This window comes from Marinobacter subterrani, assembly GCF_001045555.1.
In the GTDB taxonomy this organism is placed as follows: domain Bacteria; phylum Pseudomonadota; class Gammaproteobacteria; order Pseudomonadales; family Oleiphilaceae; genus Marinobacter; species Marinobacter subterrani.
Genome location: NZ_LFBU01000001.1, coordinates 1,284,534 through 1,307,930, shown reverse-complemented (window position 1 = coordinate 1,307,930; position 23,397 = coordinate 1,284,534). Strand labels below are relative to the sequence as shown.

Below are 23,397 nucleotides of genomic sequence, written 5' to 3'. Positions count from 1 at the left end.
CCATGGAGTGGCAAGGCATAGTAACGCTGATAACGCTGTTCACGGTGTTGTCATCACTCGCACTCACCCGTGTTTCCGCTGATCTGATCCTGATGGCGGCTTTGGCGTTTCTGCTGATTACAGGCATCCTGGGCCCGGCAGAGGCGTTGGTGGGCTTCGGCAATCCGGGTGTGATCACCATAGCAACCCTCTATGTGGTGGCGGCCGGGCTGAAGGAGACCGGAGCCGTGCAGTGGATTGCCCGCCTGTTGCTGGGGCACCCGAAAACCGAGAAGGGGGCCCAGCTGCGCATGATTGTGCCGACCGGCATGCTCAGCGCGTTTATGAATAACACCGCCGTGGTGGCCATGTTCATCCCCGCCATTCAGGGCTGGGCCCAGCGCCTTGGAGTGCCGGCCTCCAAGCTTTTGTTGCCCTTGAGCTATGCCGCCATCCTGGGGGGCACCTGCACGCTGATCGGCACCAGTACCAACCTGGTCGTGGATGGCATGCTTCAGAGCCGTCTTGGCGTTCATCTCGGGTTGTTTGAGTTGGCCTGGGTTGGTGTTCCCTTGCTGCTCGTGGGCGGCACGTTTCTTGTGCTCTTTGCCTCGCGGATCCTGCCGGACCGGGGCGGGGTGATCGAGGAGCTGGACCAGGTCCGGGAATACGGGGTAGAGGTGGAGGTGATGGCTCCGGGCCCCCTGGTGGGTAAAACCATCGCCGAGGCCGGGCTGAGGGCCTTGAGTTATGGCTATCTCACGGAAATTGATCGCGGTGGCCGCCTGATTACCGCCGTGGAGCCGGACCGGACGCTGCAGGCCGGAGACCGGCTTTATTTTGTGGGAGCACCGGAGTGCGCCAGTGAGCTGCGCCGTATCCAGGGCCTGAAACCCGCCAATGGCAGTGTGCACAAGCTGGAGGTGGAAAATCACCAACGCTGCCTGGTGGAGGTGGTGCTCGGGCCGGAATTCCCGGCACTGAACAAGACGATTCGTGATAGCCGGTTCCGCACCCGGTTCAACGCGGTGATTCTGTCCCTGTCCCGGGAGGGCCGGCGGGTGCCGGGCAAGCTTGGCGATATCACGTTCCGGATGGGGGATACCCTGTTGCTGGAGGCCAGCCATCAGTTCGTTGAGCAGTACCGGTTCCGGCGGGACTTTCTGCTGGTGAGCGCGCTCAATGATTCCACGCCGCCGGACTTCCGCAAGGCACCAAGAGCGCTCGGGATACTGGCACTGATGGTGCTGGTGAGCGCCTCCGGGCTTTTGCAGATTATGGAAGCTGCGTTCCTCGCCGCCGCCGCGATGATTGTTTCCGGCTGCATTACAGCAAGCCGCGCCCGGCGCAGTGTGGATTTGCCGGTGTTGGTGGTGATTGCCGCGTCGTTCGCGCTGGGTAACGCCATGACGGTGACCGGTGCGGCTGAATGGGTTGCCGGAATGTTGCTCGGCTTCGGCGAGCTGACCCCCTGGGTGGCACTGGCGCTGATTTACCTGCTCACCGTGCTGTTTACCGAGGTGATCACCAACAACGCGGCAGCGGTGCTCATGTTCCCCATAGCCATCGCCCTGGCCGGGCAGTTGGGTGTCAGTTTCATGCCCTATGCCGTTGCGGTGATGTTTGCGGCCTCGGCCTCGTTTATGACGCCGCTGGGATACCAGACGAACCTGATGGTCTACGGCCCGGGGCGATACCGGTTTGTTGACTATTTTCGGATTGGCTTTCCGCTGAGTATTCTGGTGGGGACAACAGCGGTTGGTTTGATTCCGATGGTGTGGGCGTTTTGAGTAGAGAGAGGTGGGTGGCTTCTTATATGATGCATAAATGCTCTTGGTAATTCATGCACATTGCAAAAAAACGACCTGAGGATACAGACTCCCGATGTTTGATAATAGTTCCATTCTGATCACCGGCGGCACAGGGTCCTTCGGCCATACCTTTGTTCCGATGCTTCTTGAAAAATATAATCCAAGAAAAGTGATTATTTTTTCCAGGGATGAGATGAAACAGTGGGAGATGGCAAAGAAATTTACTGGTGATCAGCGAGTTCGTTTTTTTATAGGGGATGTGCGCGACAAAGACAGGCTCTATCGGGCGCTGGATGGCGTTGACTTCGTGGTACATGCAGCAGCTACCAAAATCGTTCCCACTGCCGAATATAACCCCTTCGAATGTATCAAGACGAATATCAACGGCGCCATGAACCTTATCGATGCCTGTATCGATAAGGGGGTAAAGCGCGTTGTGGCATTGTCTACAGATAAGGCGAGTAGCCCGATCAATCTTTACGGTGCTACCAAGCTGGCCTCTGACAAGTTGTTTGTATCTGGAAACTCCTATGCTGGCGGGCATGAAACGCGCTTTGCGGTTGTTCGCTATGGCAACGTGATGGGGTCCCGCGGGTCGGTCATTCCTTTTTTCATGTCGGTTAAGGATCAGGGTGTTTTACCCATTACTGATGATCGAATGACGCGCTTTATGATTTCGCTGGAAGAAGGCGTGGAGTTGGTTTGGCACGCCTTTGAAGACATGGAAGGTGGTGAGATTTACGTTAAGAAGATTCCCTCCATGAAGGTTACGGACCTTGCCAGAGTTGTTGCGCCTGACGCCAGGCAGGAAATTGTTGGTATCCGCCCGGGGGAGAAGCTTCACGAGCAGATGATTGGTGCGGAAGATTCCTATTACACTTATGAATATCCAGAGCATTTCAAGATTCTGCCCGCAATCCACGATTGGAGTGCGGATACGGCGAGAATCAAGGACGGAAAAAAAGTCCCTGAAGGTTTCGTCTACTCCAGCGACAACAATACCGAGTGGATGTCGGACGATGAGCTGAGCACCTGGATTGACGCCAACCGGGAAAAGATCGGGAGTATCTGATTCATGATTCCCTATGGGCGACAGGAAATATCGCAACAGGATATCGATTCGGTAGTTGAAGTCCTCAAGTCGGACTTTCTGACTCAGGGGCCAAAAGTTCCCGAGTTTGAACAAAAGGTCGCTGGTCATGTTGGGGCGGCTTTTGGTGTGGCCGTTAACAGTGCAACGTCGGCGCTGCACATTGCGTGTGTCGCACTGGAGTTGGGTGAAGGTGACTGGTTGTGGACTTCGCCCCTCACTTTTGTGGCTTCCGCGAACTGCGGACTTTATTGTGGCGCACAGGTCGATTTTATCGACATAGACCCCAACACCTACAATCTTTGCCCGGATGGGCTGGAGCGCAAACTTGAGAAGGCCAGGGCTGAAAACCGGCTGCCGAAGGTGGTCGTTGCTGTTCATCTTTGTGGTCAACCGTGCGATATGGCACGGATCAAAGCCCTTTCCGACCGTTATGGTTTTCGGGTCATCGAGGATGCGTCACACGCAATTGGCGGGAAGTATCAGGGTGAGTTCATCGGCAATGGCCGTTACAGCGACATTACGGTGTTCAGCTTCCATCCAGTAAAAATTGTGACCACTGCGGAAGGCGGTATGGCTGTAACCAATGATCCGGAACTGGCACAACGGATGGACTTGCTGCGCAGCCACGGCATCACTCGTGACCCCGCCAGGATGACTCATGAGCCAGACGGCCCCTGGTATTATCAGCAGGTAGTTCTTGGCTTCAACTACCGTATGACTGAACTGCAGGCGGCCCTTGGCGTGAGCCAGATGAACCGGCTGGACAGTTTTGTTGCGAGGCGGCATGAACTGGCCGCACGTTATGACGGGCTACTGTCTGAATTGCCGATAATAACTCCTTGGCAGCACTATGACAGTTATTCCGGGCTGCACCTTTATGTGATCCGTCTGAAGCTGGATGAGATTTGCGTCAGTCACCGGCAGGTATTCGAATCTCTCCGAGAGCAGGGCATCGGCGTGAATCTGCACTACATCCCCGTTCATACCCAGCCCTTCTATGCGTCCATGGGGTTTGCGCCCGATGATTTTCCGGAAGCCATGCGTTACTACCGCGATGCGATCAGCATTCCCATGTTCCATGGCTTGACCTTCGACCAGCAAGATGCGGTAGTTGCGGCGCTGAAGCAGGCTTTGAAGGTATGAACGTTGCTATTATTCCGGCCCGCGGAGGCAGCAAACGGATTCCGGGCAAAAACATCCGTGATTTTTGTGGTAAGCCGATGATTGCCTGGTCCATTGAGGCTGCTCGCGCCAGCGGTTGTTTTGACGAGGTGATTGTTTCAACCGATGACGAGCAGATCGCCGAGTTTGCCCGGAAATATGGAGCGACTGTGCCGTTCAGGCGGCCGGCGAGTCTTTCGGACGATTACACCGGGACTCTCCCGGTTATCCGGCACGCGGTAGAGTGGTTTTTAGAGGCGGGCCACCCTGTCGATCTTGCCTGCTGTATTTATGCCACGGCCCCATTTGTGACGCTTTCAGACCTGAAGGAAGGAGAGCGCCGGCTTAAAGCGGCCGGTTGCAGCTTTGCGTTTTCTGTGACCAGCTATGCCTTTCCCATTCAGCGGGCACTGCGCCTGATTGATGGCTGCAGGGTAGAAATGATTCATCCCGAACAGTTTTCAACGCGCTCCCAGGATCTGGAAGAAGCCTGGCACGATGCCGGGCAGTTCTATTGGGGGACCGCAGAGGCCTGGCTTGAGGAGCGGGTTATATTTGGGCCGGACTCCCTCGGGGTTCCGATTCCCAGGTATCGTGTGCAGGATGTGGATACGCTGGAGGACTGGGAATCAGCGGAATACCTGTTCGAAGCCGTGAGGGCCCGGGCGCGCAATGAGTGATTCGCTTTCGATTGCCTTTCGGGTCGATGCGTCCACGCTGATTGGATCCGGCCACGTTATGCGCTGTCTTACCCTGGCAGATGCGTTGGCAGAGGCGGGTGCCCGGTGTTATTTCGTAATGCGCGAAAAACCGGGGAGCCTTGAGGCTGTGGTGAGTGCCAGAGGGCATCAGGTGTTGGTGCTTTCACCGGTTGAACCTGATGTTAATGCGAGCCCCTCTGACAATGAGTCACCCCATGCCTCCTGGCTGGGAACCGGTTGGATAACGGATGCCTCTGGAACTCTCGCGGCCCTGGCTGGAATGGATCTTGATTGGCTGGTGGTTGATCACTATGCCCTGGATTATCGCTGGGAATCGCTCGTTTCCGGCTGCGCAAAACGCCTGATGGTGATTGATGATCTTGCGGATCGGGAGCACGACTGCGATTTGTTGCTGGACCAAACCTACGGTCGTTTGCCTGCCAGCTACCGGAAACTAGTTCCTCCTGAAGCGAGATTGCTGTGCGGCGCCCATTTCTCATTATTGCGCCCGGAATTCTCTGAACTGCGTTATTCCAGTTTGCAGAGACGGATTCGGCCAAAGCTTCAGAATATGCTCATCAGTATAGGTGGTGTCGATCAGGATAATCTCACTCATCGCGCCCTGAGAGTACTGGATTCTCTGGAGTGGTATCAGGAAAAGAACGTGACGGTTGTTATGGGGCCTTCTTCTCCATGGGTTGAGGATATCGGAAGGCTGGCAGGCTCCATAAAACTGAAAGTAGAAGTTCTTGTAGGCATCGGAAACATGGCTGAGGTGATGGAGCAACAGGACTTTGTAATTGGGGCCGCCGGTTCTTCGATTTGGGAAAGGTGCTGTCTTGGTTTGCCTTCTGCGATGGTTGTTGTTGCGGAGAATCAGGTTTTTGCGGCCCGTGAACTTGAGGGAACCGGAGCGGTAAGGATCCTGGAGAGCGGAGAGCGTTTTGAAGACTCCCTTATTGGAGTTCTGAAAGACATTGATTCATGCCCGGGTCAGTTGATAGCAATGTCCAAGGCTGCTGCTGCAACAACCGATGGGCAGGGTGTATTCCGGGTTGTCGCTACCTTGCTCGAGTTAGGGGGTGATCATGAATTACGAGAATAAAAAATTAGGGTGTCTCAGGGACATCAATGAAAACGAGCTCAAGCTCATGCTTTCGTGGCGGAATGAGCCGGCTGTTCGGCAGAATATGTACACGCGCCATATAATCTCTCTCGATGAGCACATGCGGTGGTGGGAGCGAGCCAGAGAAAGCGATGCCTGCAAATATTTCATGTACGAGTTCCAGGGGCTGGCTCAGGGCATTGTTGGCTTCAGCCAGATCGACCAGGAAAATAGGAATGCCTCATGGGCGTTCTATGCTGCACCGGAGGCTCCGCGTGGAACCGGGAGCCGCATGGAGATGCTTGCGCTGGATTATGCGTTTGGGGCTTTGAATCTCCACAAGCTTTGCTGCGAAGTCTTGGCTTTCAATGATGGTGTAATCAGATTACATCAGAAATTCGGGTTTCACGTTGAAGGAATTCTCAGGGAGCAACATAAAGTCGATGGTGAATTCGTCGATATTTATTGCCTGGGACTGCTGGCCACGGACTGGTCGGAAAAAAGGGATCTGATGGTGGAAAGAATTCTGAGAATGTTGGGTGCGTCTGATGAATGAATGGCCAGAAATTGAAATCGCCGGATGTAAAATAGGGCAGAAGCACAGTCCCTTCATTATTGCAGAGCTGTCTGCCAATCATAATGGCAAGCTCGAAACCGCCCTGAAAATCATTGATGAGGCGGTTGAGGCTGGCGCGGACGCTGTGAAGTTACAAACTTACAGGCCCGATACCATCACACTCGATTCCGACGATGACGACTTCAAAATCAAGGGCGGGTTGTGGGACGGACGAACGCTTTATGAATTGTATGAAGAGGCCCATATGCCTTGGGAGTGGCACAAGCCACTTTTCGATCGTGCCCGGGAGCGGGGGATCACGATTTTCAGTTCTCCGTTTGATACCACTGCAGTTGACCTGCTCGAGGATCTGGGCGCGCCAGCTTACAAGATAGCCTCTTTCGAGGCCGTAGACTTGCCGTTGATAGAGTACGTGGCTCGCACCGGCAAACCGATGATTATTTCCACGGGAATGGCAAACGCTGAAGAGATTCAGGAAGCCATCAATGCAGCACGGGGAGCGGGTTGTAACCAGTTGGCTATCCTCCACTGTGTAAGTGGCTACCCTGCACCAGCGGAGGACTATAACCTGCGCACCATCGTGGATATGCAACAGCGTTTTGGGCTGGTAACCGGTTTGTCTGACCACACGCTGGACAATACAACCGCAATTGCCAGTGTTGTTCTGGGAGCTTCCATCATTGAGAAGCACTTTACCCTTGACCGGTCTGGCGGTGGCCCGGATGACAGTTTTTCACTAGAACCTGCGGATATGAAGGCGCTTTGTCAAAATAGCAAGACGGCCTGGAAGGCTCTGGGCAAGGTGGATTACGGGCGAAAATCCAGCGAACAGGGGAATGCGCTGTTTCGCCGCTCTCTGTACTTTGTGAATGATATCAAAGCGGGCAAAGTGATAACTGGTGATGATATACGAAGTGTTCGCCCGGGCTTCGGACTGGCGCCGAAATACCTCAAAAGCATTATTGGTAAGGTTGCTACACAGGACATCAGCAGAAATTCTCCGGTTAAGGAATCTGACTACCAGTAGGTTGGAGGCCAAGCCCAAAGCACTTGGCCCGAGAGGCAAGTGATAGCAGTCACAAGGACGTTTAAGCATGTTTTCGATTTCCCCAGCGAACATATCTGCTGCCAGGTGACCAGAAGCTTAGCAGGCCTTGAAAAGATATTTTCAATCCCCGCCCGGTACAGACATAATTATCCCAACTGGATAGCGCGAAACGACGCCGGGTTAATTTCTTGGGAAAGGATTTCAAATGAAAAAAATTGCAGTCATCGGTTTAGGCTACGTCGGTCTCCCCCTGGCCGCCGCTTTCGGTGAAAAACGGGAAGTCGTCGGCTTCGATATCAACGGTAAACGCATTGCGGACCTCAAAGACGGTGTTGATTTTACCCGGGAAGTATCCCGGGAGGAATTGGCCGTCTCATCAGGGTTATCGTTTACCGACGATCTGGAAGGCATTCGCGATTGCCAGATATATATTGTGACGGTGCCCACGCCCATTGACGAATTCAAAACGCCGGATTTAACGCCGCTGGTAAAAGCCAGTGAAACGGTGGGCCGGGTTCTGAAAAAGGGCGATATCGTGATTTACGAATCCACGGTATATCCCGGGGCAACGGAGGAGGTCTGTGTGCCGGTTCTGGAGAAGGTTTCCGGGCTGGTATTTAATCAGGACTTCTTTGCCGGTTATAGCCCGGAGCGGATTAATCCGGGTGATAAGGAGCATCGGGTGGCGACCATTATGAAAGTCACTTCCGGTTCCACTCCGGAGATTGCCAGTGAAGTGGATGCGCTTTATTCGAGCATTATTACGGCCGGTACCCACAAGGCCAGTTCCATCAAGGTGGCTGAAGCGGCTAAGGTTATCGAGAATACCCAACGTGATCTGAACATTGCGCTGATGAATGAGCTTTCAATGATCTTCGCGCGGTTGAAGATTGATACTCATGAAGTGCTGGCGGCCGCTGCTACCAAATGGAATTTCCTGCCCTTCAAACCTGGCCTCGTTGGCGGGCATTGTATTGGTGTGGACCCGTATTATCTCACTCATAAAGCCCAGGCTATCGGGTATCACCCGGAAATTATCCTTGCCGGCCGTCGGGTAAATGACAATATGGGCCCGTATGCCGCTGCGGAACTTATCAAGGCAATGATCAAAACAGGCCATACCGTTGCGTCTTCAAAGGTTTTGGTGATGGGCCTGACCTTTAAGGAGAATTGCCCGGATTTACGCAATACCCGGGTGGTGGATGTTATCCGTGAGCTCAAAGATTTCGGGTGTTCGGTGGATGTTACCGATTGCTGGGCGGATAATGAGGAAGCCTTGCATGAGTATGGTATTTCTTTAGTGAATACCCCGAAAGCCGGTGACTATGAGGCGGTGTTTCTTGCGGTGCCACACCGGGAATATGCCGGAAAGTCTTCAACAGAACTCCGGGCTTATTTAAAAGACGGTGGTGTATTGTTTGATCTGAAGGGTGTGCTGCCCCTAGGTGAAGCAGACCTCAGATTGTAAGTCTGTTATTTGACCAGTTACGTTCAAAAAGCCGGTCAGATTGACCGGCTTTTTATTAATTATCATAAATGATTTTGCCAAAATACCTGGATTTGTATATTATCAGTTCCGACTCTCAGTCAAATTCAATCAGATTTTAAAACCCCTATATAAATAAGGTTTTAATTCCATGGCAAAGATTAACGATTATTATCAGAAAAAACAGCTTATGGAAAAGCTCGCGGTAGAGTTGGAACAACTCGAAAAAGACCAGTCCCTGAAAAAGGAGCTGGATTTTGAAAATAAAGTCCGCGATCTGATGAAGACATACGACAAGTCTCCCAAAGACGTTCTTCAGATTCTTTCTGCAATTGATCCTTCTGTGGCCGGTGGCAAAGCCGATTCAACCGCTGGCACCCGCCCGAAGCGCCCGTTGAAAACCTACAAGAACCCGCATACCGGTGAAGTGGTTAAAACCCGTGGCGGTAATCACAAGACTCTGAATGAGTGGCGTGAGAAGCATGGCAAGGAAGCGGTGCAGAGCTGGCAGCAGGACTGATCGCCAGTTTGGGGTCAGATGAAAAGTTCATCTGACCCCAATTTCATCTCTCTCCAAATCTGCGGCGAAACTCCTCACTGCCCAGCGGCTTTCCGTTGTTAACCGTCTTTCTTATGCTGGCCTCAACGTGATCGGGAAGGGGCACGTTAAAGAGCTGTATGTAGCGCCGCTTCCGGTCGGCCGGGGTTTTGGCCAGGCACTGGTAGAGTTCGTGAGGCTGGTGCATATTACTCGGCTTTCCAAGTGCATGGCACTGATAGCTTGTCCACCAGTAATCCTCCGGGTTGTTTACCATGCCGGCTTTTAGCGGGTTCATTTCGATGTAGCGCTGGCAACTGAGCAGGTAGTTCTCTGAGTCAATCAGGCAGGAACGAAATCGGCCTTCCCACAGGCCGCCGGTTCGGTCATAGCGGCGGTTGAAATAGCGTACGTAACGCCGCCCTATTGATTGCATGAAGTTCGAGAGGCTGTGCTCTGCCGAGGGCGTGGCAAGAAAGTGAACGTGATTGGTCATCAGCGCCCAGGCATGGAGGGCAACGCCGTGTTCTTCCGCGTATTGCTCCATCAGTTTTGAATAAAAAGCATAATCGACCCGCCCCCTGAAAATGGGTTGGCGATTATTGCCGCGTTGAATGACGTGCTGAGGCACGCCGGGAGGGCAGAGCCTTCCTGGTCTGGGCATGGCATCACATCCTTGTGACGGTTGGTGATCGTAGCAATGAAACCTTACCGGGTTTTATCCGCCGGATTTGTGAGCTCAATCTCGAAAATGGGGTCAGATGAAATTGGGGTCAGATGAACTTTTCATCTGACCCCAATTTCATCTGACCCCGACTTAACGCACCACCACCCGGTTCCGGCCGGCCTCTTTCGCCGCGTACAGTGCCTCATCCGCCAGCTGCATCCACTGCATGTAGTTTTCCGGTTCGTCGGTAAGCTGGGCAATGCCAATGCTGATGGTGTAGCGAATCGGCGCCACGCTGGTTTCTACGACACTCAGCTCAATACTTTCCCGGATGCGTTCGCAGATGATTCTCGCGCCTTCGGCATCGGTTTCCGGCAGGATGATGCCGAATTCTTCACCGCCGTAACGGCCGGCGCTGTCAGACTGGCGGATGGCGTTGCGGGTGATGCTGGCGGTGTGTTTGATCACCTCGTCACCGGCGAGATGGCCGTGGCTGTCGTTGACGGGTTTGAAGTGGTCTATGTCGAGCATCACCAGGCTGGTGGTATGGCCGTAGCGGCGGTAGCGTTCGAATTCGGCGTCCACCAGGTTTTCCCAGGTGCCGCGGTTGAGCAGGCCGGTGAGGCGGTCGGTCATGCTGAGTGTGGCCAGTTGCTCATTGGCCCGCTCGAGGGCGCGTTTGCTGCTGGCGATGTCGGTAACGTCGTACACCATCAGGCACACTTTCTCGACCTCTCCGGTCACCCCGGAGAGCGGGCTGATGGTGAGGTTCTGGAACATGTATTCTTCGGTGCCGGTGATCGGCCGGGTATTGCGGAACCGGAACAGGTAAGGGCGCTGCTCCCAGGAGGTAAAAGCCCGGGTATTGAGCAGGGCAACGGCGTCTACCTTTCGGGCCAGCCAGGCCTTGGGGATGTCCGGGAAGACATCGAACAGCACCTGATCCCGGATCTTGCTGGCGGTGATGCCGCTGTGGTTTTCCATGAAGCCGTTCCAGGCTTGAACGCGGAAATCCAGGTCCAGCACCACCAGGCCCACTTCGACGGATTCCAGCATGTCCACCAGCCAGTGGAAAGAGTTGGCTTCAAAATCGGTCATGGCCATGGGTCAGTCCACCAGATATTGCAGACGATCTTCGAGAAAGGGCACTGAATCCTCGGTGAGGAGCACCAGCATGTCGCATTCAATGTCACGGTCTTCCAGCGTGTAGCAGATTTCGATGCACAGCAGCTGTTCATCGCGGGCGCTGTGGTGTTCCAGGAGTTCTGTGATCTGTCGGTGCTGGCCCAGTACGGTGGGGTGGCCGAGACCAAGCTTCAGATCCAGCTGGTCGCCGATGCCTTTGAGGAAGGCGCCGAACAGGATGCTGGACATGTCCATCAACACTTCCACGTTAACCGCTTCGCCTTCCAGGTTTTCGTAGTGCAGCATTTCTGCCATGTCTCGGAAGCTGGCGTCGGCGAACAGCAGTAACGCCTCACCGGCAATGCCGGCACCGGTGAAGCCCTGGCAAACGGCGGAGTAGGTATTGCTGTTGCTGACAGAGGAAATCGCCATGTGCAGTTCCGAGTTGGCCAGGAAGGCCACCCTTGGAATGGGCTGCTTCACAAACACCCTGAGAAGGCGGGCCAGCAGATCCGAGGATCGGCCCATGGCGACGTTGGCGATTTCCTGCAGGTAGTCGTTCAGCGAAACGGAGATTTCCGGTGTGGTGCTGCCTTTGCTCTGGAGGCTGGCATCCTGTAATGCGGCGTCTTCGAGTTCTCCGGGGCGGTAGACGCCATACTCCATGAGCAGGCGCATCACGAGGTCGGTGTCCGTCGGTTTTTTGATGAAATCAATCGCGCCGAGTTTTTTTACCCGCGCCCGGGCCTCGGGCTGGATATCGCCGGAGACCACGATCGTCATCACGGGCAGATCTTCTGTGCGGATCTCCTCCAGTACCTGGTAGCCGTCCATTTCCGGCATGTTCAGATCCAGGAACATCAGTTCGGCTTCGTGGTTCCGCAGTTTGGCCAACGCTTCCTTGCCGTCCACCGCGAAGCTGACCTTCGCCTGCAAACCTGCCGGCAAAGTTCTGGCCATCTGTTTTCTGGCAAGCGCGGAATCGTCGCAGATCAGGATGCGGGTGGTCATTCAGGTGGCCGTTGGGGGTTACTTATAAAGTCGGCAAGTATACCAGTGGAGGTTGTTGTGTACACGTTCGCTACAGCATTCGTAACGTTTGGTAAGGTCCTGTAAGTATCTAGGATGGAACGTTTTGTGACTGTGTTCAAATTTGACCGAGTATTACTGGATTGTAAGCGGTGATTGTGACTCTGCTCACTCTATTGGCCGATCTGCCTTGGCTATAGTGAGTTTGCGGCAAATAAAAAGATCGCAAGACACAGCCGCCTGCGGGTACCGGGAAACCAAAAACAAACCGGGCTGCAGCGGAGCCGGGCGTCGAAAACTGGTTCCAACCGACTACTTCAGAGACAACAATTATGAGACAGCAAGCGTATGGATACGCTGCCATCACCCTGTTCTGCCTGGGTATTGCGCCCGTTGCCCAGGCCGAGCTGAAGCCCATTTCTGATGCAACCATGGGCGAGGTGACCGGGCAGGCTTTTATGCAGATCCAGAACATTCAGGACATTCCGGGTAACCCTCATGAGTTTACCCGCATGACGCTGGGCATGGATGTTGAAACCCGGATCAATGTGGATGATATAAAAGTCGGCGAAATAGATGGCGGGGCGGATTTTGCCGCCCAGCATGTGGCCTTGGGACACATTGCGCGGGTTGATGGCGTTCAGTATAACGGCCGAACCTACAGTTCCGGCGATACGGTGCATTTCGAAGCCGTTCAGCCTTACATAGAGCTTGCGGAAGATCCCGTCGAGGGCAAGCTTTCCGGTTTCCGGATGGGCTTCGCACAGGCGCGGGGTTCCGTCTCTTCGCTGACCAGCAGCTTCAGCGGCAACATTGGCCTCAAGCTGGAGGATGGTTCCGGCGCGGTATACGACGCGACGTTGCTTGACCAGAATGCCCAAGTCACATCTCTCCGGGCTAGCCATATCGGTATTGTCGACCCTGCCGCTGCCCCGGCTAACTGTACCGAGGGCGCGGCCACTAACTGCGCCCCCCTGACTCACCTGCAGTCGATCATTGTCGGAGAAAAGAATACCGACGGCACCACCGGTTTCACCGACGACTTCTTCATTGGCTTTCAGCGTGAAGACGTGGACTGGCAGAGCCCGGATGGTGCCAATGTGATCAATGCGGGCAAAGGCGTGTTCATCAATCTGCCCACCAGCATGACCGTGAACATGAACCAGTTGATTAACAGCGGCGTGGAGCGGTTGCAGACGCATCGGCAGGATATGGGTACCCGATTGTTTTAAATGCTAAACTGCTGCCTGAGATTAACCCATTCGGCAGGAGCTTAGCCCCTTGATCCGCTCGTTTTACTGGCACGATTACGAAACCTTCGGCGTAGACCCGGTTCACGACAGGCCTTCCCAGTTTGCCGGTGTGCGCACGGATGCGGATCTGAACGTGATTGAAGAGCCGCTGGTGATTTACTGCAAACCCGCGGACGATTACCTGCCATCGCCCGAAGCCTGTCTGATTACCGGCATTACCCCGCAAAAAGCACTGGAAGACGGTTTCCCCGAGGCAGAGTTTATCGCCCAGATCAACGAGGCCTTCAGCCAGCCCGGCACCTGTGTGGTGGGCTACAACAGTCTGCGCTTCGACGACGAGGTTACCCGCCACACCCTTTATCGCAACCTGCGCGATCCCTACGCCCGCGAATGGCAGAACGGCAATTCACGCTGGGACATCATCGACATGGTGCGCCTGACCTATGCCCTGCGTCCGGAAGGGATCAACTGGCCCCGCAAGGAAGACGGCAGCCCCAGCTTTCGGCTCGAAGAGCTGACCCGGGCCAACGGGATTGCCCACGAAGCCGCCCACGATGCGATGTCGGATGTTGAGGCGACGATTGCGGTGGCCAGGCTGATCAAGGAGAAGCAGCCCAAGCTGTTTGATTTTGTTCTGCAGAACAAAGACAAACACTCCGCCCGCGCCATGCTGGATACCGCCACCATGAAGCCGGTGTTCCACATCTCCGCCAAGTACCCGGCCAGCCGGGGTTGCTGCGCCCTGGTTGCCCCGGTGGCTGAGCATCCCACCAACAAGAACCTGGTGATTGTCTACGACCTGCGGGAAGACCCGAGCGAGCTGATTAACGCCAGCCCTGAGCAGATTCGTGAGCGGGTGTTTACTTCCCAGGCGGAATTGGGGGAGGGCGTAAGCCGCTTTCCGCTGAAAGGTGTGCAACTGAACAAATGCCCGGTATTGGCGCCGGCGAATATGCTTTCAACCTTGTCGCAAGAACGACTGGAAGAGCTGGCCCTGGACGGCGACACCCTTCGGGCCAATCTGGCCATACTTCGCAAAGCCCCCGACTTACCGCGCCGAATTGCCGAGGCGTTTGATCAGCCCCACAAGGGCGATCTCACTGACCCGGATGAGCAACTTTACGCCGGTGGTTTCATCAGCAAAGCTGACAGGGAAGCCTTGAACCGGGTGCTGGAGCAGCCGGTGGAAGCCCTGGGTGAGCAGGATGTGACCTTCGAAGATGATCGCCTGCAGGAACTGCTGTTCCGCTACCGCGCCCGGAATTACCCCGGCAGTCTGATGGGTGAAGAGCTGGAGCGCTGGGAGGAGTTCCGCAGCCAGAGGTTGATGCATCCGAAGAAGGGCTGGCGGTCTTTGGAGGCGTATGCCCAGGAATTACAGCGACTGGCGGCGGACCCGGAATTGACGCCGGAGAGGCGGCATATTCTTGAGGACTTGCATTTGTATGGGGAGTCTTTGATTCCTTACATCTGACAAGGATGTTGGCTCCAAAGGAGCCGCCATTCTTTATTGCGCCTTCTCCGGTAAGTGGAGAGGTGCTTTTTTGTCGGATTACGGCCTTCGCCTAATCCGACCTACTTGGCTTAGGCATACCCGCAAATTCCTTACCCATACCCGCAAATTCCATCGCGTAGGTCGGATTAGGCAAAGCCGTAATCCGACACCCCAAACCCCGTAGGTCGGATTACGAGAAGCCGTAATCCGACACTCCAGACCTGAACCCAATTCACCGCCGCTTCAGGAAATAAACACTCAGATTCTGGCCCATCAGACTCTGCACCTCACTCCCCAGCGCCTCGGCCTGAATCTGCTTCTGAACCGGGCCGGTCGCCAAACTGTGGCCATCCTCATCCCGGGCTTTTACCAGCTTCCACTCCACTTCGTTGCTCACCATCGCCATCAGCTCTTTCAGCTGGGCGGTATCCTGGGGCCGGAACCACCGGTCCCGGCAGCCGCCGAGGCTGTAGAAGTCGGCGTCGGCGGTCAGTTCCTGCCAGGTAGCATCGTTCCGGTTGGTAAGAACCATTCGACGTAGCTGGCGCAGGGCCTGGCGGGTGGGTCGGAGCTTGTGGTCGTTGACCAGTTTGCGGATCTGTTTGTCCCCTGCCGTCTGTTCAGCAATGGCCGTGTGCATGTGAACCACGGCGCCGGACCCGGTGGCTTCGTTTACCAGTGCCGCCAGTGACAGGTTGGTCATGGCCGGTGAGGGTAGACGGCCCACTTCAATCCAGTGCACCTGGTGGCCATCGGCCACAAAACGCTGGGCGATGGACCAGGGCCAGAACACGATGTTGTCCATGCCCATTTCGTTTGCCATGCGGGTGGCTTTGGCGATGTTGGCGAGGGATTCATCCACCGCGATGACTTCCACATCGTCCAGGTAACTGGCCAGTTCCATCGCCCGCTGGCCGGACTGTGCGCCGCAGACCATGATGCGCAGGGTGGCCGGCAGGCTCTCGGTGGTCAGCCCCAGTTCGGTTGCCATCAGGGTTTTCAGGCTGCTTTCGGCGCGATAGGCCAGCTGCGACCAGGCCGGCCAGGCTTGGGGAATCTCGGTCTTATCCAGGCAGAGTTCCTCGGATTTCTCATCGAAATTCTGCTTGATGGCTTCCTCTTCGGCCCTATTGTAATAGCTGGCGGCCAGAACCGGCTGCAGCGCCAATGGCCAGTCCACCAGGTTCCATTGGCCCAGCTGGACGGCAAAACTCTGTTGGAAGAGGGCGCCGTACATGGCGCTGATCATCAGCGAGCCGATCAGTCCATCCTGTTCCTCGCCAAGAGCGAATTGGGCCTGGATGCTGTTGTTAATGGCAGAGACCAGTCGCTCTTCATCGTCTTCGGCAGCCAGCGCATAGCCGGTTCTGTCGGCATACTCTGCAATGGCCAGCGCCAGACGCTGGAGCTCATCCCGCAGTTCAACGGCTTGTGCCACCTCGGCAATGATCGCCCGGCGCAGCAGGGTGACCAGTTCCTCAACGGCCGAATTGGGCATCAGGGTTTTCTGGAGGGCCAGGATCAGCAGTTCATCCTCGCAGGCAGCTTCCAGAAAAATCCGGGCATCCGGGTTATCAAGATCGTACTGTTGATGAATGATCGCACTGACAAACCGGCCAAGCTCCTGATGCGGCAATCCATCCCGCTGGAGCAGGGCAATGGCATCCCGGGCCAGGGCAGAATCCGCCTTGTTCACGTCCAGGTGCTGGGCGCAGGTCAGCATGCCGCTGTAGACGGACTCCCATTCGGCACCGGTTTCCAGAAGTTTGCGGTAATGCAGGTAGGCCACATCGAACTGCCCCTGCAAGCGCTTGGAGTGGGCAACACCGCAGAAAGCGGCGGCGGATTGCCGGTCGCAGTCCAGGGCCTCAAGGAAATACTGCTCCGCCAGCGCTGGCCGCTCGGTTTTCAAAGCCCAGTAGCCCAGGTTGCAATACTGCTGCGCCTGGCCCGGCTGATGGGTGAGGCTGGCGTTGAACAGGGTGTGGGCTTTCTCAAGCTGACCTTCGTCCAATTCCACCCGGCCCAGAAGCCCCAGAGCCCCGGCGTTGTGTGGCTCAATAACCAGCGCTCCGGTCAGGTAGTCCCGGCATTCATGGCGCGCCTTCAGCCGCTGGATATGGCTGAGGCCATTGCTGTTGGACTCCCCGTAGGCAAGATTGGCCTGCAGAAGCAGGCGGGCAACCTGGGCCTGTTGGGATTGGGATACCTGAACTTGATGCTTGGCTTGCATGGGATACCTCGTTTTCGGAATGCCAATGGTGGTGGCATTGATCTGCAGCTTTTTTGGCGCAATTAGATGTCTTTAAGCAGTGCTGCGAAAGGTGTGCCAAGTTCTGATGTGGATTTTCGGCTTCTGGATTGGTTTTTATTCGGCGGGGACATTCCGCTAAACTCTGGGGCAATGTGATTATTCCCACTCAAGGTTGAACCGATGCGCCCAGATCAACAAGAAACGGCTGAGTCATTTCTACGGCGAAAAGCAAAAAATCTCGAATTCTTTAAGCGGCGGTTTCCAGCCATACACAAGCATTACGGAAACCTGCTCATGAAGCGGGTGGAGCTGGTAGTGAGCCCGGTTGAATCGGATGTCGATCTGCAGGTTGAGGGCAGAAGCCTCTATCAGGGACGGGCGAAAGCGACGGGATTGCGTGAAGCCGAGATGTTCCTGGCGGACAATGAGCCCTATCAGAAGCTGAAGACCTTCCGCCCGCCAAGTGTTAGCGGTTACAACTACCCCCGCTTTGCCAGTCGCAGCATTCGCCACTGCCTGGAGATGCTGCCCGATCGCGAAAAGGAGTTTGCCGGCTACCCTATGGGCAATTTCTTTCCATTCATTGTGTTTCTCGGGTGCGGTCTCGGCTATCAGATCGAAGCCCTGGTAGAGCGCGCTGATGTGGTAAATGCCCTTGTCTTTGAACCGGATGAGGAGAAGTTCGCTGCCAGCCTGTTTACGGTGGACTGGGAGTCGATTTGCGATCGCTTTCTGTCCAGGAAGGGCTACGATATCCGGTTTGCGATCGGCGTGGATGCGACGGAGCGGAACCTCAAAGAGCTGCTAGAGCGTAACCTGAATAAACGGGTGCCACTGCATCCAGCCATGACTATTTACTTCAACCACCAGGCCTGCAACATCAACCGGAGCATTGCCGAGGAAATCCGCAAGGATCTGCCAACGCTGTTTGCCTCATGGGGCAACTATGACGATGAAATGAAGCGGCTGAACAACACCGCGTTCAATCTGCGTGCCGGCAGCAAGTTCCTCCGCAACTCCGTGACCGGCAGCTTTCACAAACCGGTCGTGATTGCCGGGAGCGGGCCGTCCATTGATGACCGGCTACCTCTGATTCGCGAGTGCCGAGATACCATCACCCTGGTATCGGCTGGTACCGGCCTGAAAGCCCTGATCAACAACGGGGTGACTCCGGATTTTCACGTGGAGCTGGACCCGGACTATCTGATCTATCAGTTGCTGAACGATATTGGCCGGGACAAGTTGAAGGGCATCACTCTGATTGCGGTGAATGAGATCAACGCGCTCGTGCCGGGGCTGTTTGATGAGGTGGTTCTCTACGCCAAGAGAGACAATCCGGCCCCCAAGGGGTTCCGGCTTGAACAGTATGCCTTCGAGCACTGTAACCCCACCTGCACCAACGCGGCTTTCGCCATTTTCCAGCAGCTTGGCTTCCGGAACTTCTTCCTGTTTGGGACCGACTACGGATTTAAAGACAGAACCAAACACCACGCATCCGGTTCGGTTTATGGCAGCCGGGACGAGAGTAGTGAAGTGTCGGTACTACTGAACGACTTGGCCCGGAAGAACTTTCTGGAAGGCAAACTCATTGAAGTGGATGCCGTTGACGGCGGCAAGATCTTCACACGCTCGGACTATTTCACCGCGATGCGCAGTGTCGAGAACTTGCTGCACTGGGCCCGGGAGCGAGATGACGACATTCAGGTCTGGAATTGTGCGGATGGGGCAGTCATATCGGGGGCCCCATGGCTTGCGCCTGACAATTTTGCCGGCACGATTGGCAGGATTCTGGATGGGGCCGTCAGTGAGCCGGCCCCCGAGAGCGTCATTGCCGGGCTGGTTGAGGTTCACCATGACCCTGAGTTGGAACAGCGCCTGGCTAAGGTCGGGACCTTCCTCTCTGGCCGCGCGGATAATCTCAGACGGATATTGCGTTCGTCACTGAGAGGGAAGAAGGATGTTGTACGATTGATGGCTCCGCTGATTGATGCCTCCCAGATAGTTGAAACGCCAAAAGGGTTCAATGTGCCTCAACCCGAACAGTATGTGGCTCAGCATTTGCTGCGTGGTACTCTGATGCATTACATGACAGTGGGGCTCTACCACTCCATGGCGGCCGCGGATGACTCAGGGGCGACTGTTGTTGCTGCTCATTGGAGCAAAGCCTTTGCCGGCTTTCTTGAAGCGGTGCCGGCGCACTATGCCAGCGTTATCACCGACCAGTCGACCGGTGAGGGCCGGCGATGGCTTGAGATGACCATCCACGATCCGGAGACTGTGGTTGAGGGATAAAAAAACGGGCCAATCGAGGCCCGTTTTTTTTGATACTGGAGGGGCATTAGCCCTGCAGCAACTGTAACACCTGCTGGGGCCGCGCATTGGCCTGTGCGAGCACCGACAGGCCTGCCTGCTGGAGCACCTGTGTGCGGGCCAGCTCCGCCGTTTCTTTGGCGAAATCCGCGTCCTTGATCCGGCTGTTGGCAGCGCTGAGGTTCTCGCTGGTGGTAGAGAGGTTGGCGATGGTCGACTCGAACCGGTTCTGAACCGCACCGAGTTCACTGCGCAGTGCGTTAATGAAGGTGAGTGAGGAATCAACCCGGATGATGGCGTCGTTGGCGCCTTCAACGGTTTTAATGCTCACGCCTTCAAGGTTGCCTGTCGTCAAATAGTCCGTCGAGCCTGAGGCGCCAAGAAGACCATTGGTGTCGTTGATGGTGAAGGCTTCCAGGGCCTGGATCTTGATATCCCCTTTCAGCGGCGTCCCCGAGGTTCCGATGACTGCTTCACTGAAGCCTACGCCAGATCCAGCTACGCCAGATACTCCGGTTCCACCTTCGGTAATCACGAGGTCTTCGCCGCCTCGAACGGTAAATTTAAGGCCGCCGGTGGTTTCGGACACTTCAAGGTTCTGGATGTTGGCGTCTTCTAACGCCGCAGCAACGTTGCCTTTGGTGACTGCGCCTCCGGAACTCACGGGCACGGCAACGGTCACCGGGTCTTCGTCGCCTATTTTAATGGTGACGGTATATTGACCGCCGCCGGTAGCCGCGCTGTCCGGGACGTCGTTGAAGGCGAGGGTCTGTTCATTGGAAGCTGTTGCCAGTGCCACGCCCTGTATATTTGCGTCGTTCACCGCCGTGGCGACGCCTGCGGCCGATGCGCCGGAGGCGATCTCAACCGTCACGGGATCGTTAGAGCCCACTTCAACCGAGAAGGTGCCTCCCCCTGTGGCCGGTACTGTCAGGCCGCTGGCAATCGCGATCTTGCCGATGTCCTCCGCTGTTGAACCATTGGACAGGTTCACATCAATGGTGTCGCCGGCATTCGCGCCAACCTGAAAACTCTGGATCCCGAATGAGCCATCCAGCACCTTGAGGCCGTTGAAGGTAGTTTGCTTGGCGATACGATCAATCTCAGCAACTCTCTGCTGCACCTCCTGGTCGAGGGCAATCCGGTCGGACGAACTGTTAGTGGCGTTGGCAGACTGTATGGACAGTTCCCGAATGCGCTGCAGATTGGAAATGACTTCCGCCAGCGCACCTTCGGTGGTCTGGGCCAGGGAGATGCCGTCATTGGAATTCCGGGTGGCGACGTTCAGGCCCTGAATCTGTGATTCAAATCGGGTCGAAATGGCCAGGCCTGCGGCATCATCTTTGGCAGAGTTGATACGTAGACCGGAGGACAGTCGTTCCAGCGCCACGTTCGCTTCGCTTTGAGAGCGTTCGAGGTTGCGCTGGGCGTTCAGTGAAGCAATGTTCGTGTTGATTACCTGAGGCATTGTCATTCCCCTGTTATGGGTGCCGTCGCCTGTTTCGGAGAAATTCAGGTGTCGGCGGTTTCTTTTTTCGAGCGTTGCAGGGGAATAAGCGAATTGTGTGCCATTTGTTCTATTTGCCCATTATGTCTATGAAAAATATAGTTTAAATCCAATCGTTTTCGACGGCCCTGAGGTATGGCAAGGGCGGCAAAGGCAGGGTTTTGCCGTTTATTTGGCATGATTTACATTAATTTACAAAAACTTTATGCAAGCGCCTAAAGCAATCCGGGGCATGGCCGTTAACTTGATCAACAGGGCAGCGCACCGGGGCGAGACATCGGTCGCTAAACCTTTTAACTGAAGACACAAAGGTTAAGGAGAAGCACATGGCTCTCGGCATCAACACAAACGTGGCGTCAATTTCCGCCCAGAACCAGCTGAACAAGTCTCAGCAACTGTCCAATCAGGCGCTCGAGCGTCTGTCTTCCGGCTTACGTATCAACTCTGCAAAAGATGATGCCGCCGGCCTGGCAATTTCCACCCGCTTCCAGTCACAGATCTCCGGTCTGAATGTCGCCACCCGGAATGCCAATGACGGCATCTCCCTGGCCCAGACCACTGAAGGTGCCCTGGACGAAATCACCAATAACCTGCAGCGCATCCGTGAGCTCGCGGTTCAGTCCGCGAACGCTACCAACAGTGCGTCTGACCGCGCCGCCCTGAACGATGAGGTTCAGCAGCGCATCGAAGAAATCGACCGTATCTCCAAGCAGACTGCCTTTAACGGCCTCAAGGTTCTCGACGGCTCGTTTGGTCGTCAGGACTTCCAGGTGGGCGCGAATGCTGGCGAAACTATTGGCATCGACCTCACCCAGGGCACTACCAAGGACTCCATTGGCGAGATTGCCTCTACCGGTGACCAGGCTATAGGCTCCGGCGGTGGCACCTTTAGTATCAAGGTTGGTTCTGCTGATGCTGTTGATGTCACTGTCGCCTCTGGCGCAAGTGCCAAGGACGTTGCTGAGGCGATCGAGGCTGAAAATATCAATGGGCTGTCACTGGTATCGGCAACGAACGTTAAAGACCTGGCATTCGGTGCTGTTGATGATGCAGCCAGCACTGGTGGATCGACTTATAGTGTGACACTTCAGGTTGGCGATGCAGATGCAGTTACTGTTTCTGTTGATATCGCCTCCAGCGGCACTGCGACAAAAGATCAGGTAGCGGATGCGATCAACTCCGCGGGTATTGAAGGCCTGTCAGTCGAGACCAGTTCTGCCGGGCTTAAGTTCACTGTTGCCGACGGCGAGAATTTCTCGATCAGCGAAGCGGCACCTTCCGGGGCAGCAAGTGGCGAAGGCTTCGCGTCTACCGTCACAGCTAGTGGCACCGTCCAGTACGGCTCCGTAAGCATCAATGCCCTGGAATCATTCTCGGTCACTGACGCCAGCGGAGTGATTGGTGGAACTGATAACTACGGTGTCTCCGGCAACCTCGGCGGTGTGACTGTGGATACTGTCGATAACGCCAACGACGCGATTCAGCGGGTGGACTCCGCGCTCAAGACAGTAAACAGTCTGCGCGGCGAACTCGGTGCAATTCAGAACCGTTTTGAGTCTACCATCGCGAACCTGGCGACTTCTGTCGAGAATCTGAGCGCCTCCAACAGCCGTATCCTAGACGCGGACTTTGCGGCGGAAACCGCCAAGCTGTCCAAGGCTCAGGTACTGCAGCAGGCCGGTATCTCGGTGCTGGCCCAGGCCAACGCCCGTCCGCAGCAGGTTCTGTCCCTCCTGCAGTAAACAGGGGCGAGCGGTGAGAGCCGGAACCTTCGGGTTCCGGTTCTCCGCCGTTAGAGAGAATAGCGAGGTGAGCTATGAATGGCGTTAACCTGAATAGCCCGGATCTGAAGCTGGTTCCAACCAGTGAGCAAGTACCGGCTCGGGCAATTTCGTCATCTCCGGCCGAAGGCAGGAATGCCTCCGCCCCGGTTTCTTCATCAGTGGGGCCCGCTGCGACTGATAAGCCGGCTTCCGCCGCTCAGAATGTTTCCAGGGCGGAAGAGCTTCAGAAACAGAATGAGGCGCGGCGGGAGGATCTGGATGATGCGGTGTCGCAACTGAACGATTTTGTCCAGAGTGTTCAGAGGGATCTTCAGTTCGAGGTGGATAACGAGCTGGGGCAGACGGTTGTAAAAGTAGTCGATCAGCAGACCCGGGAAGTGATTCGCCAGATTCCTGATGAAGTGGCTTTGCGGTTGGCGGAAAAATTGCAGCAGGATGAACCGCTGACGTTGTTTAACATAAAAGTCTAAAGAA

19 protein-coding genes are annotated in these 23,397 nt (G+C 55.5%); 14 read left to right on the top strand and 5 right to left on the bottom strand.

Features of this window, described 5'->3' with window-relative positions; translation table 11 throughout:
• Positions 1-2: 2 nt before the first annotated feature.
• The 9 genes from msub_RS06010 (at position 3) to msub_RS05970 (ending at position 9,481) form a co-directional block, all read left to right on the top strand.
• Positions 3-1,769 carry an SLC13 family permease gene (locus tag msub_RS06010; protein WP_048495178.1) on the top strand — a complete coding sequence of 589 codons (1,767 nt, stop codon included), beginning with the start codon at positions 3-5 and terminating at the stop codon, positions 1,767-1,769.
• A gap of 94 nt (positions 1,770-1,863) precedes the next feature.
• The gene (pseB, locus tag msub_RS06005; RefSeq protein ID WP_048495177.1) at positions 1,864-2,862 is read left to right on the top strand and encodes a UDP-N-acetylglucosamine 4,6-dehydratase (inverting); all 999 of its coding nucleotides are present in this window, start codon (positions 1,864-1,866) and stop codon (positions 2,860-2,862) included.
• 3 nt (positions 2,863-2,865) lie between these two features.
• A complete protein-coding gene (pseC, locus tag msub_RS06000; protein WP_048495176.1) occupies positions 2,866-4,026 on the top strand; it encodes a UDP-4-amino-4,6-dideoxy-N-acetyl-beta-L-altrosamine transaminase in 1,161 nt (386 codons plus the stop codon).
• Entirely contained in the window at positions 4,023-4,724 is a 702-nt protein-coding gene (gene pseF / locus msub_RS05995; protein WP_048495175.1) for a pseudaminic acid cytidylyltransferase, read from the top strand. Before pseC ends, pseF begins: the two co-directional genes overlap by 4 nt.
• Positions 4,717-5,850 (top strand): UDP-2,4-diacetamido-2,4,6-trideoxy-beta-L-altropyranose hydrolase, encoded by a 1,134-nt coding sequence (gene pseG / locus msub_RS05990; protein WP_048495174.1) that lies wholly within the window; start codon positions 4,717-4,719, stop codon positions 5,848-5,850. The genes pseF and pseG overlap by 8 nt, the downstream gene beginning before the upstream one ends.
• Positions 5,834-6,406 carry a UDP-4-amino-4,6-dideoxy-N-acetyl-beta-L-altrosamine N-acetyltransferase gene (gene pseH / locus msub_RS05985; protein WP_048495173.1) on the top strand — a complete coding sequence of 191 codons (573 nt, stop codon included), beginning with the start codon at positions 5,834-5,836 and terminating at the stop codon, positions 6,404-6,406. The genes pseG and pseH overlap by 17 nt, the downstream gene beginning before the upstream one ends.
• On the top strand, positions 6,399-7,454 hold the full coding sequence (gene pseI / locus msub_RS05980; RefSeq protein WP_048495172.1) for a pseudaminic acid synthase: 1,056 nt from the start codon (positions 6,399-6,401) through the stop codon (positions 7,452-7,454). Before pseH ends, pseI begins: the two co-directional genes overlap by 8 nt.
• 226 nt (positions 7,455-7,680) lie before the next feature.
• Positions 7,681-8,943, top strand: coding sequence for a Vi polysaccharide biosynthesis UDP-N-acetylglucosamine C-6 dehydrogenase TviB (tviB, locus tag msub_RS05975; RefSeq protein WP_048495171.1), 1,263 nt, complete (start codon positions 7,681-7,683; stop codon positions 8,941-8,943).
• Between the two features lie 169 nt (positions 8,944-9,112).
• Positions 9,113-9,481: a histone-like nucleoid-structuring protein, MvaT/MvaU family gene (locus msub_RS05970; RefSeq protein ID WP_048495170.1), complete on the top strand. Its 369-nt coding sequence runs from the start codon at positions 9,113-9,115 to the stop codon at positions 9,479-9,481.
• A 43-nt stretch (positions 9,482-9,524) separates the two neighbouring features.
• Here the strand turns inward: msub_RS05970 and msub_RS05965 are convergent, their stop codons facing one another.
• From msub_RS05965 to msub_RS05955, 3 genes are all read right to left on the bottom strand, one after another.
• Positions 9,525-10,163, bottom strand: coding sequence for a transposase (locus msub_RS05965; RefSeq protein ID WP_048495169.1), 639 nt, complete (start codon positions 10,161-10,163; stop codon positions 9,525-9,527).
• 153 nt (positions 10,164-10,316) lie between these two features.
• Entirely contained in the window at positions 10,317-11,270 is a 954-nt protein-coding gene (locus msub_RS05960) for a GGDEF domain-containing protein (protein WP_048495168.1), read from the bottom strand.
• Between the two features lie 3 nt (positions 11,271-11,273).
• Positions 11,274-12,302, bottom strand: coding sequence for a response regulator (locus msub_RS05955; protein WP_048495167.1), 1,029 nt, complete (start codon positions 12,300-12,302; stop codon positions 11,274-11,276).
• Between the two features lie 350 nt (positions 12,303-12,652).
• Between msub_RS05955 and msub_RS05950 the strand changes: the two genes are divergently transcribed.
• Positions 12,653-13,552, top strand: coding sequence for a hypothetical protein (locus msub_RS05950; RefSeq protein ID WP_048495166.1), 900 nt, complete (start codon positions 12,653-12,655; stop codon positions 13,550-13,552).
• Positions 13,553-13,601: 49 nt separating this feature from the next.
• The gene (gene sbcB / locus msub_RS05945; protein WP_048495165.1) at positions 13,602-15,047 is read left to right on the top strand and encodes an exodeoxyribonuclease I; all 1,446 of its coding nucleotides are present in this window, start codon (positions 13,602-13,604) and stop codon (positions 15,045-15,047) included.
• Positions 15,048-15,300: 253 nt separating this feature from the next.
• Here the strand turns inward: sbcB and msub_RS05940 are convergent, their stop codons facing one another.
• On the bottom strand, positions 15,301-17,301 hold the full coding sequence (locus msub_RS05940) for a tetratricopeptide repeat protein (RefSeq protein ID WP_048495164.1): 2,001 nt from the start codon (positions 17,299-17,301) through the stop codon (positions 15,301-15,303).
• A 201-nt stretch (positions 17,302-17,502) separates the two neighbouring features.
• Here msub_RS05940 and msub_RS05935 point away from each other — a divergent pair, with 201 nt between their 5' ends.
• On the top strand, positions 17,503-19,614 hold the full coding sequence (locus msub_RS05935) for a motility associated factor glycosyltransferase family protein (RefSeq protein ID WP_082146414.1): 2,112 nt from the start codon (positions 17,503-17,505) through the stop codon (positions 19,612-19,614).
• A 46-nt stretch (positions 19,615-19,660) separates the two neighbouring features.
• Here msub_RS05935 and msub_RS22460 read toward each other — a convergent pair whose 3' ends face one another.
• A complete protein-coding gene (locus msub_RS22460; RefSeq protein ID WP_048495162.1) occupies positions 19,661-21,100 on the bottom strand; it encodes a flagellin in 1,440 nt (479 codons plus the stop codon).
• 365 nt (positions 21,101-21,465) lie between these two features.
• Between msub_RS22460 and msub_RS05925 the strand changes: the two genes are divergently transcribed.
• The gene (locus tag msub_RS05925; RefSeq protein WP_048495161.1) at positions 21,466-22,881 is read left to right on the top strand and encodes a flagellin N-terminal helical domain-containing protein; all 1,416 of its coding nucleotides are present in this window, start codon (positions 21,466-21,468) and stop codon (positions 22,879-22,881) included.
• A 74-nt stretch (positions 22,882-22,955) separates the two neighbouring features.
• Positions 22,956-23,393: a flagellar protein FlaG gene (locus tag msub_RS05920; RefSeq protein ID WP_048495160.1), complete on the top strand. Its 438-nt coding sequence runs from the start codon at positions 22,956-22,958 to the stop codon at positions 23,391-23,393.
• Positions 23,394-23,397: the final 4 nt, after the last annotated feature.

Excerpts from the sequence above, each read along its gene's own strand:
- msub_RS05920 (WP_048495160.1), top strand. The coding sequence starts at position 22,956 with ATGAATGGCGTTAACCTGAATAGCCCGGATCTGAAGCTGGTTCCAACC.
- msub_RS05965 (WP_048495169.1), bottom strand. The coding sequence starts at position 10,163 with ATGCCCAGACCAGGAAGGCTCTGCCCTCCCGGCGTGCCTCAGCACGTC.
- pseC (WP_048495176.1), top strand. The coding sequence starts at position 2,866 with ATGATTCCCTATGGGCGACAGGAAATATCGCAACAGGATATCGATTCG.
- pseH (WP_048495173.1), top strand. The coding sequence starts at position 5,834 with ATGAATTACGAGAATAAAAAATTAGGGTGTCTCAGGGACATCAATGAA.
- msub_RS05960 (WP_048495168.1), bottom strand. The coding sequence starts at position 11,270 with ATGGCCATGACCGATTTTGAAGCCAACTCTTTCCACTGGCTGGTGGAC.
- msub_RS05940 (WP_048495164.1), bottom strand. The coding sequence starts at position 17,301 with ATGCAAGCCAAGCATCAAGTTCAGGTATCCCAATCCCAACAGGCCCAG.
- pseG (WP_048495174.1), top strand. The coding sequence starts at position 4,717 with ATGAGTGATTCGCTTTCGATTGCCTTTCGGGTCGATGCGTCCACGCTG.
- pseB (WP_048495177.1), top strand. The coding sequence starts at position 1,864 with ATGTTTGATAATAGTTCCATTCTGATCACCGGCGGCACAGGGTCCTTC.
- msub_RS05925 (WP_048495161.1), top strand. The coding sequence starts at position 21,466 with ATGGCTCTCGGCATCAACACAAACGTGGCGTCAATTTCCGCCCAGAAC.
- msub_RS06010 (WP_048495178.1), top strand. The coding sequence starts at position 3 with ATGGAGTGGCAAGGCATAGTAACGCTGATAACGCTGTTCACGGTGTTG.
- pseI (WP_048495172.1), top strand. The coding sequence starts at position 6,399 with ATGAATGAATGGCCAGAAATTGAAATCGCCGGATGTAAAATAGGGCAG.
- msub_RS05970 (WP_048495170.1), top strand. The coding sequence starts at position 9,113 with ATGGCAAAGATTAACGATTATTATCAGAAAAAACAGCTTATGGAAAAG.
- msub_RS05950 (WP_048495166.1), top strand. The coding sequence starts at position 12,653 with ATGAGACAGCAAGCGTATGGATACGCTGCCATCACCCTGTTCTGCCTG.
- msub_RS05935 (WP_082146414.1), top strand. The coding sequence starts at position 17,503 with ATGCGCCCAGATCAACAAGAAACGGCTGAGTCATTTCTACGGCGAAAA.
- pseF (WP_048495175.1), top strand. The coding sequence starts at position 4,023 with ATGAACGTTGCTATTATTCCGGCCCGCGGAGGCAGCAAACGGATTCCG.
- msub_RS05955 (WP_048495167.1), bottom strand. The coding sequence starts at position 12,302 with ATGACCACCCGCATCCTGATCTGCGACGATTCCGCGCTTGCCAGAAAA.
- msub_RS22460 (WP_048495162.1), bottom strand. The coding sequence starts at position 21,100 with ATGCCTCAGGTAATCAACACGAACATTGCTTCACTGAACGCCCAGCGC.
- tviB (WP_048495171.1), top strand. The coding sequence starts at position 7,681 with ATGAAAAAAATTGCAGTCATCGGTTTAGGCTACGTCGGTCTCCCCCTG.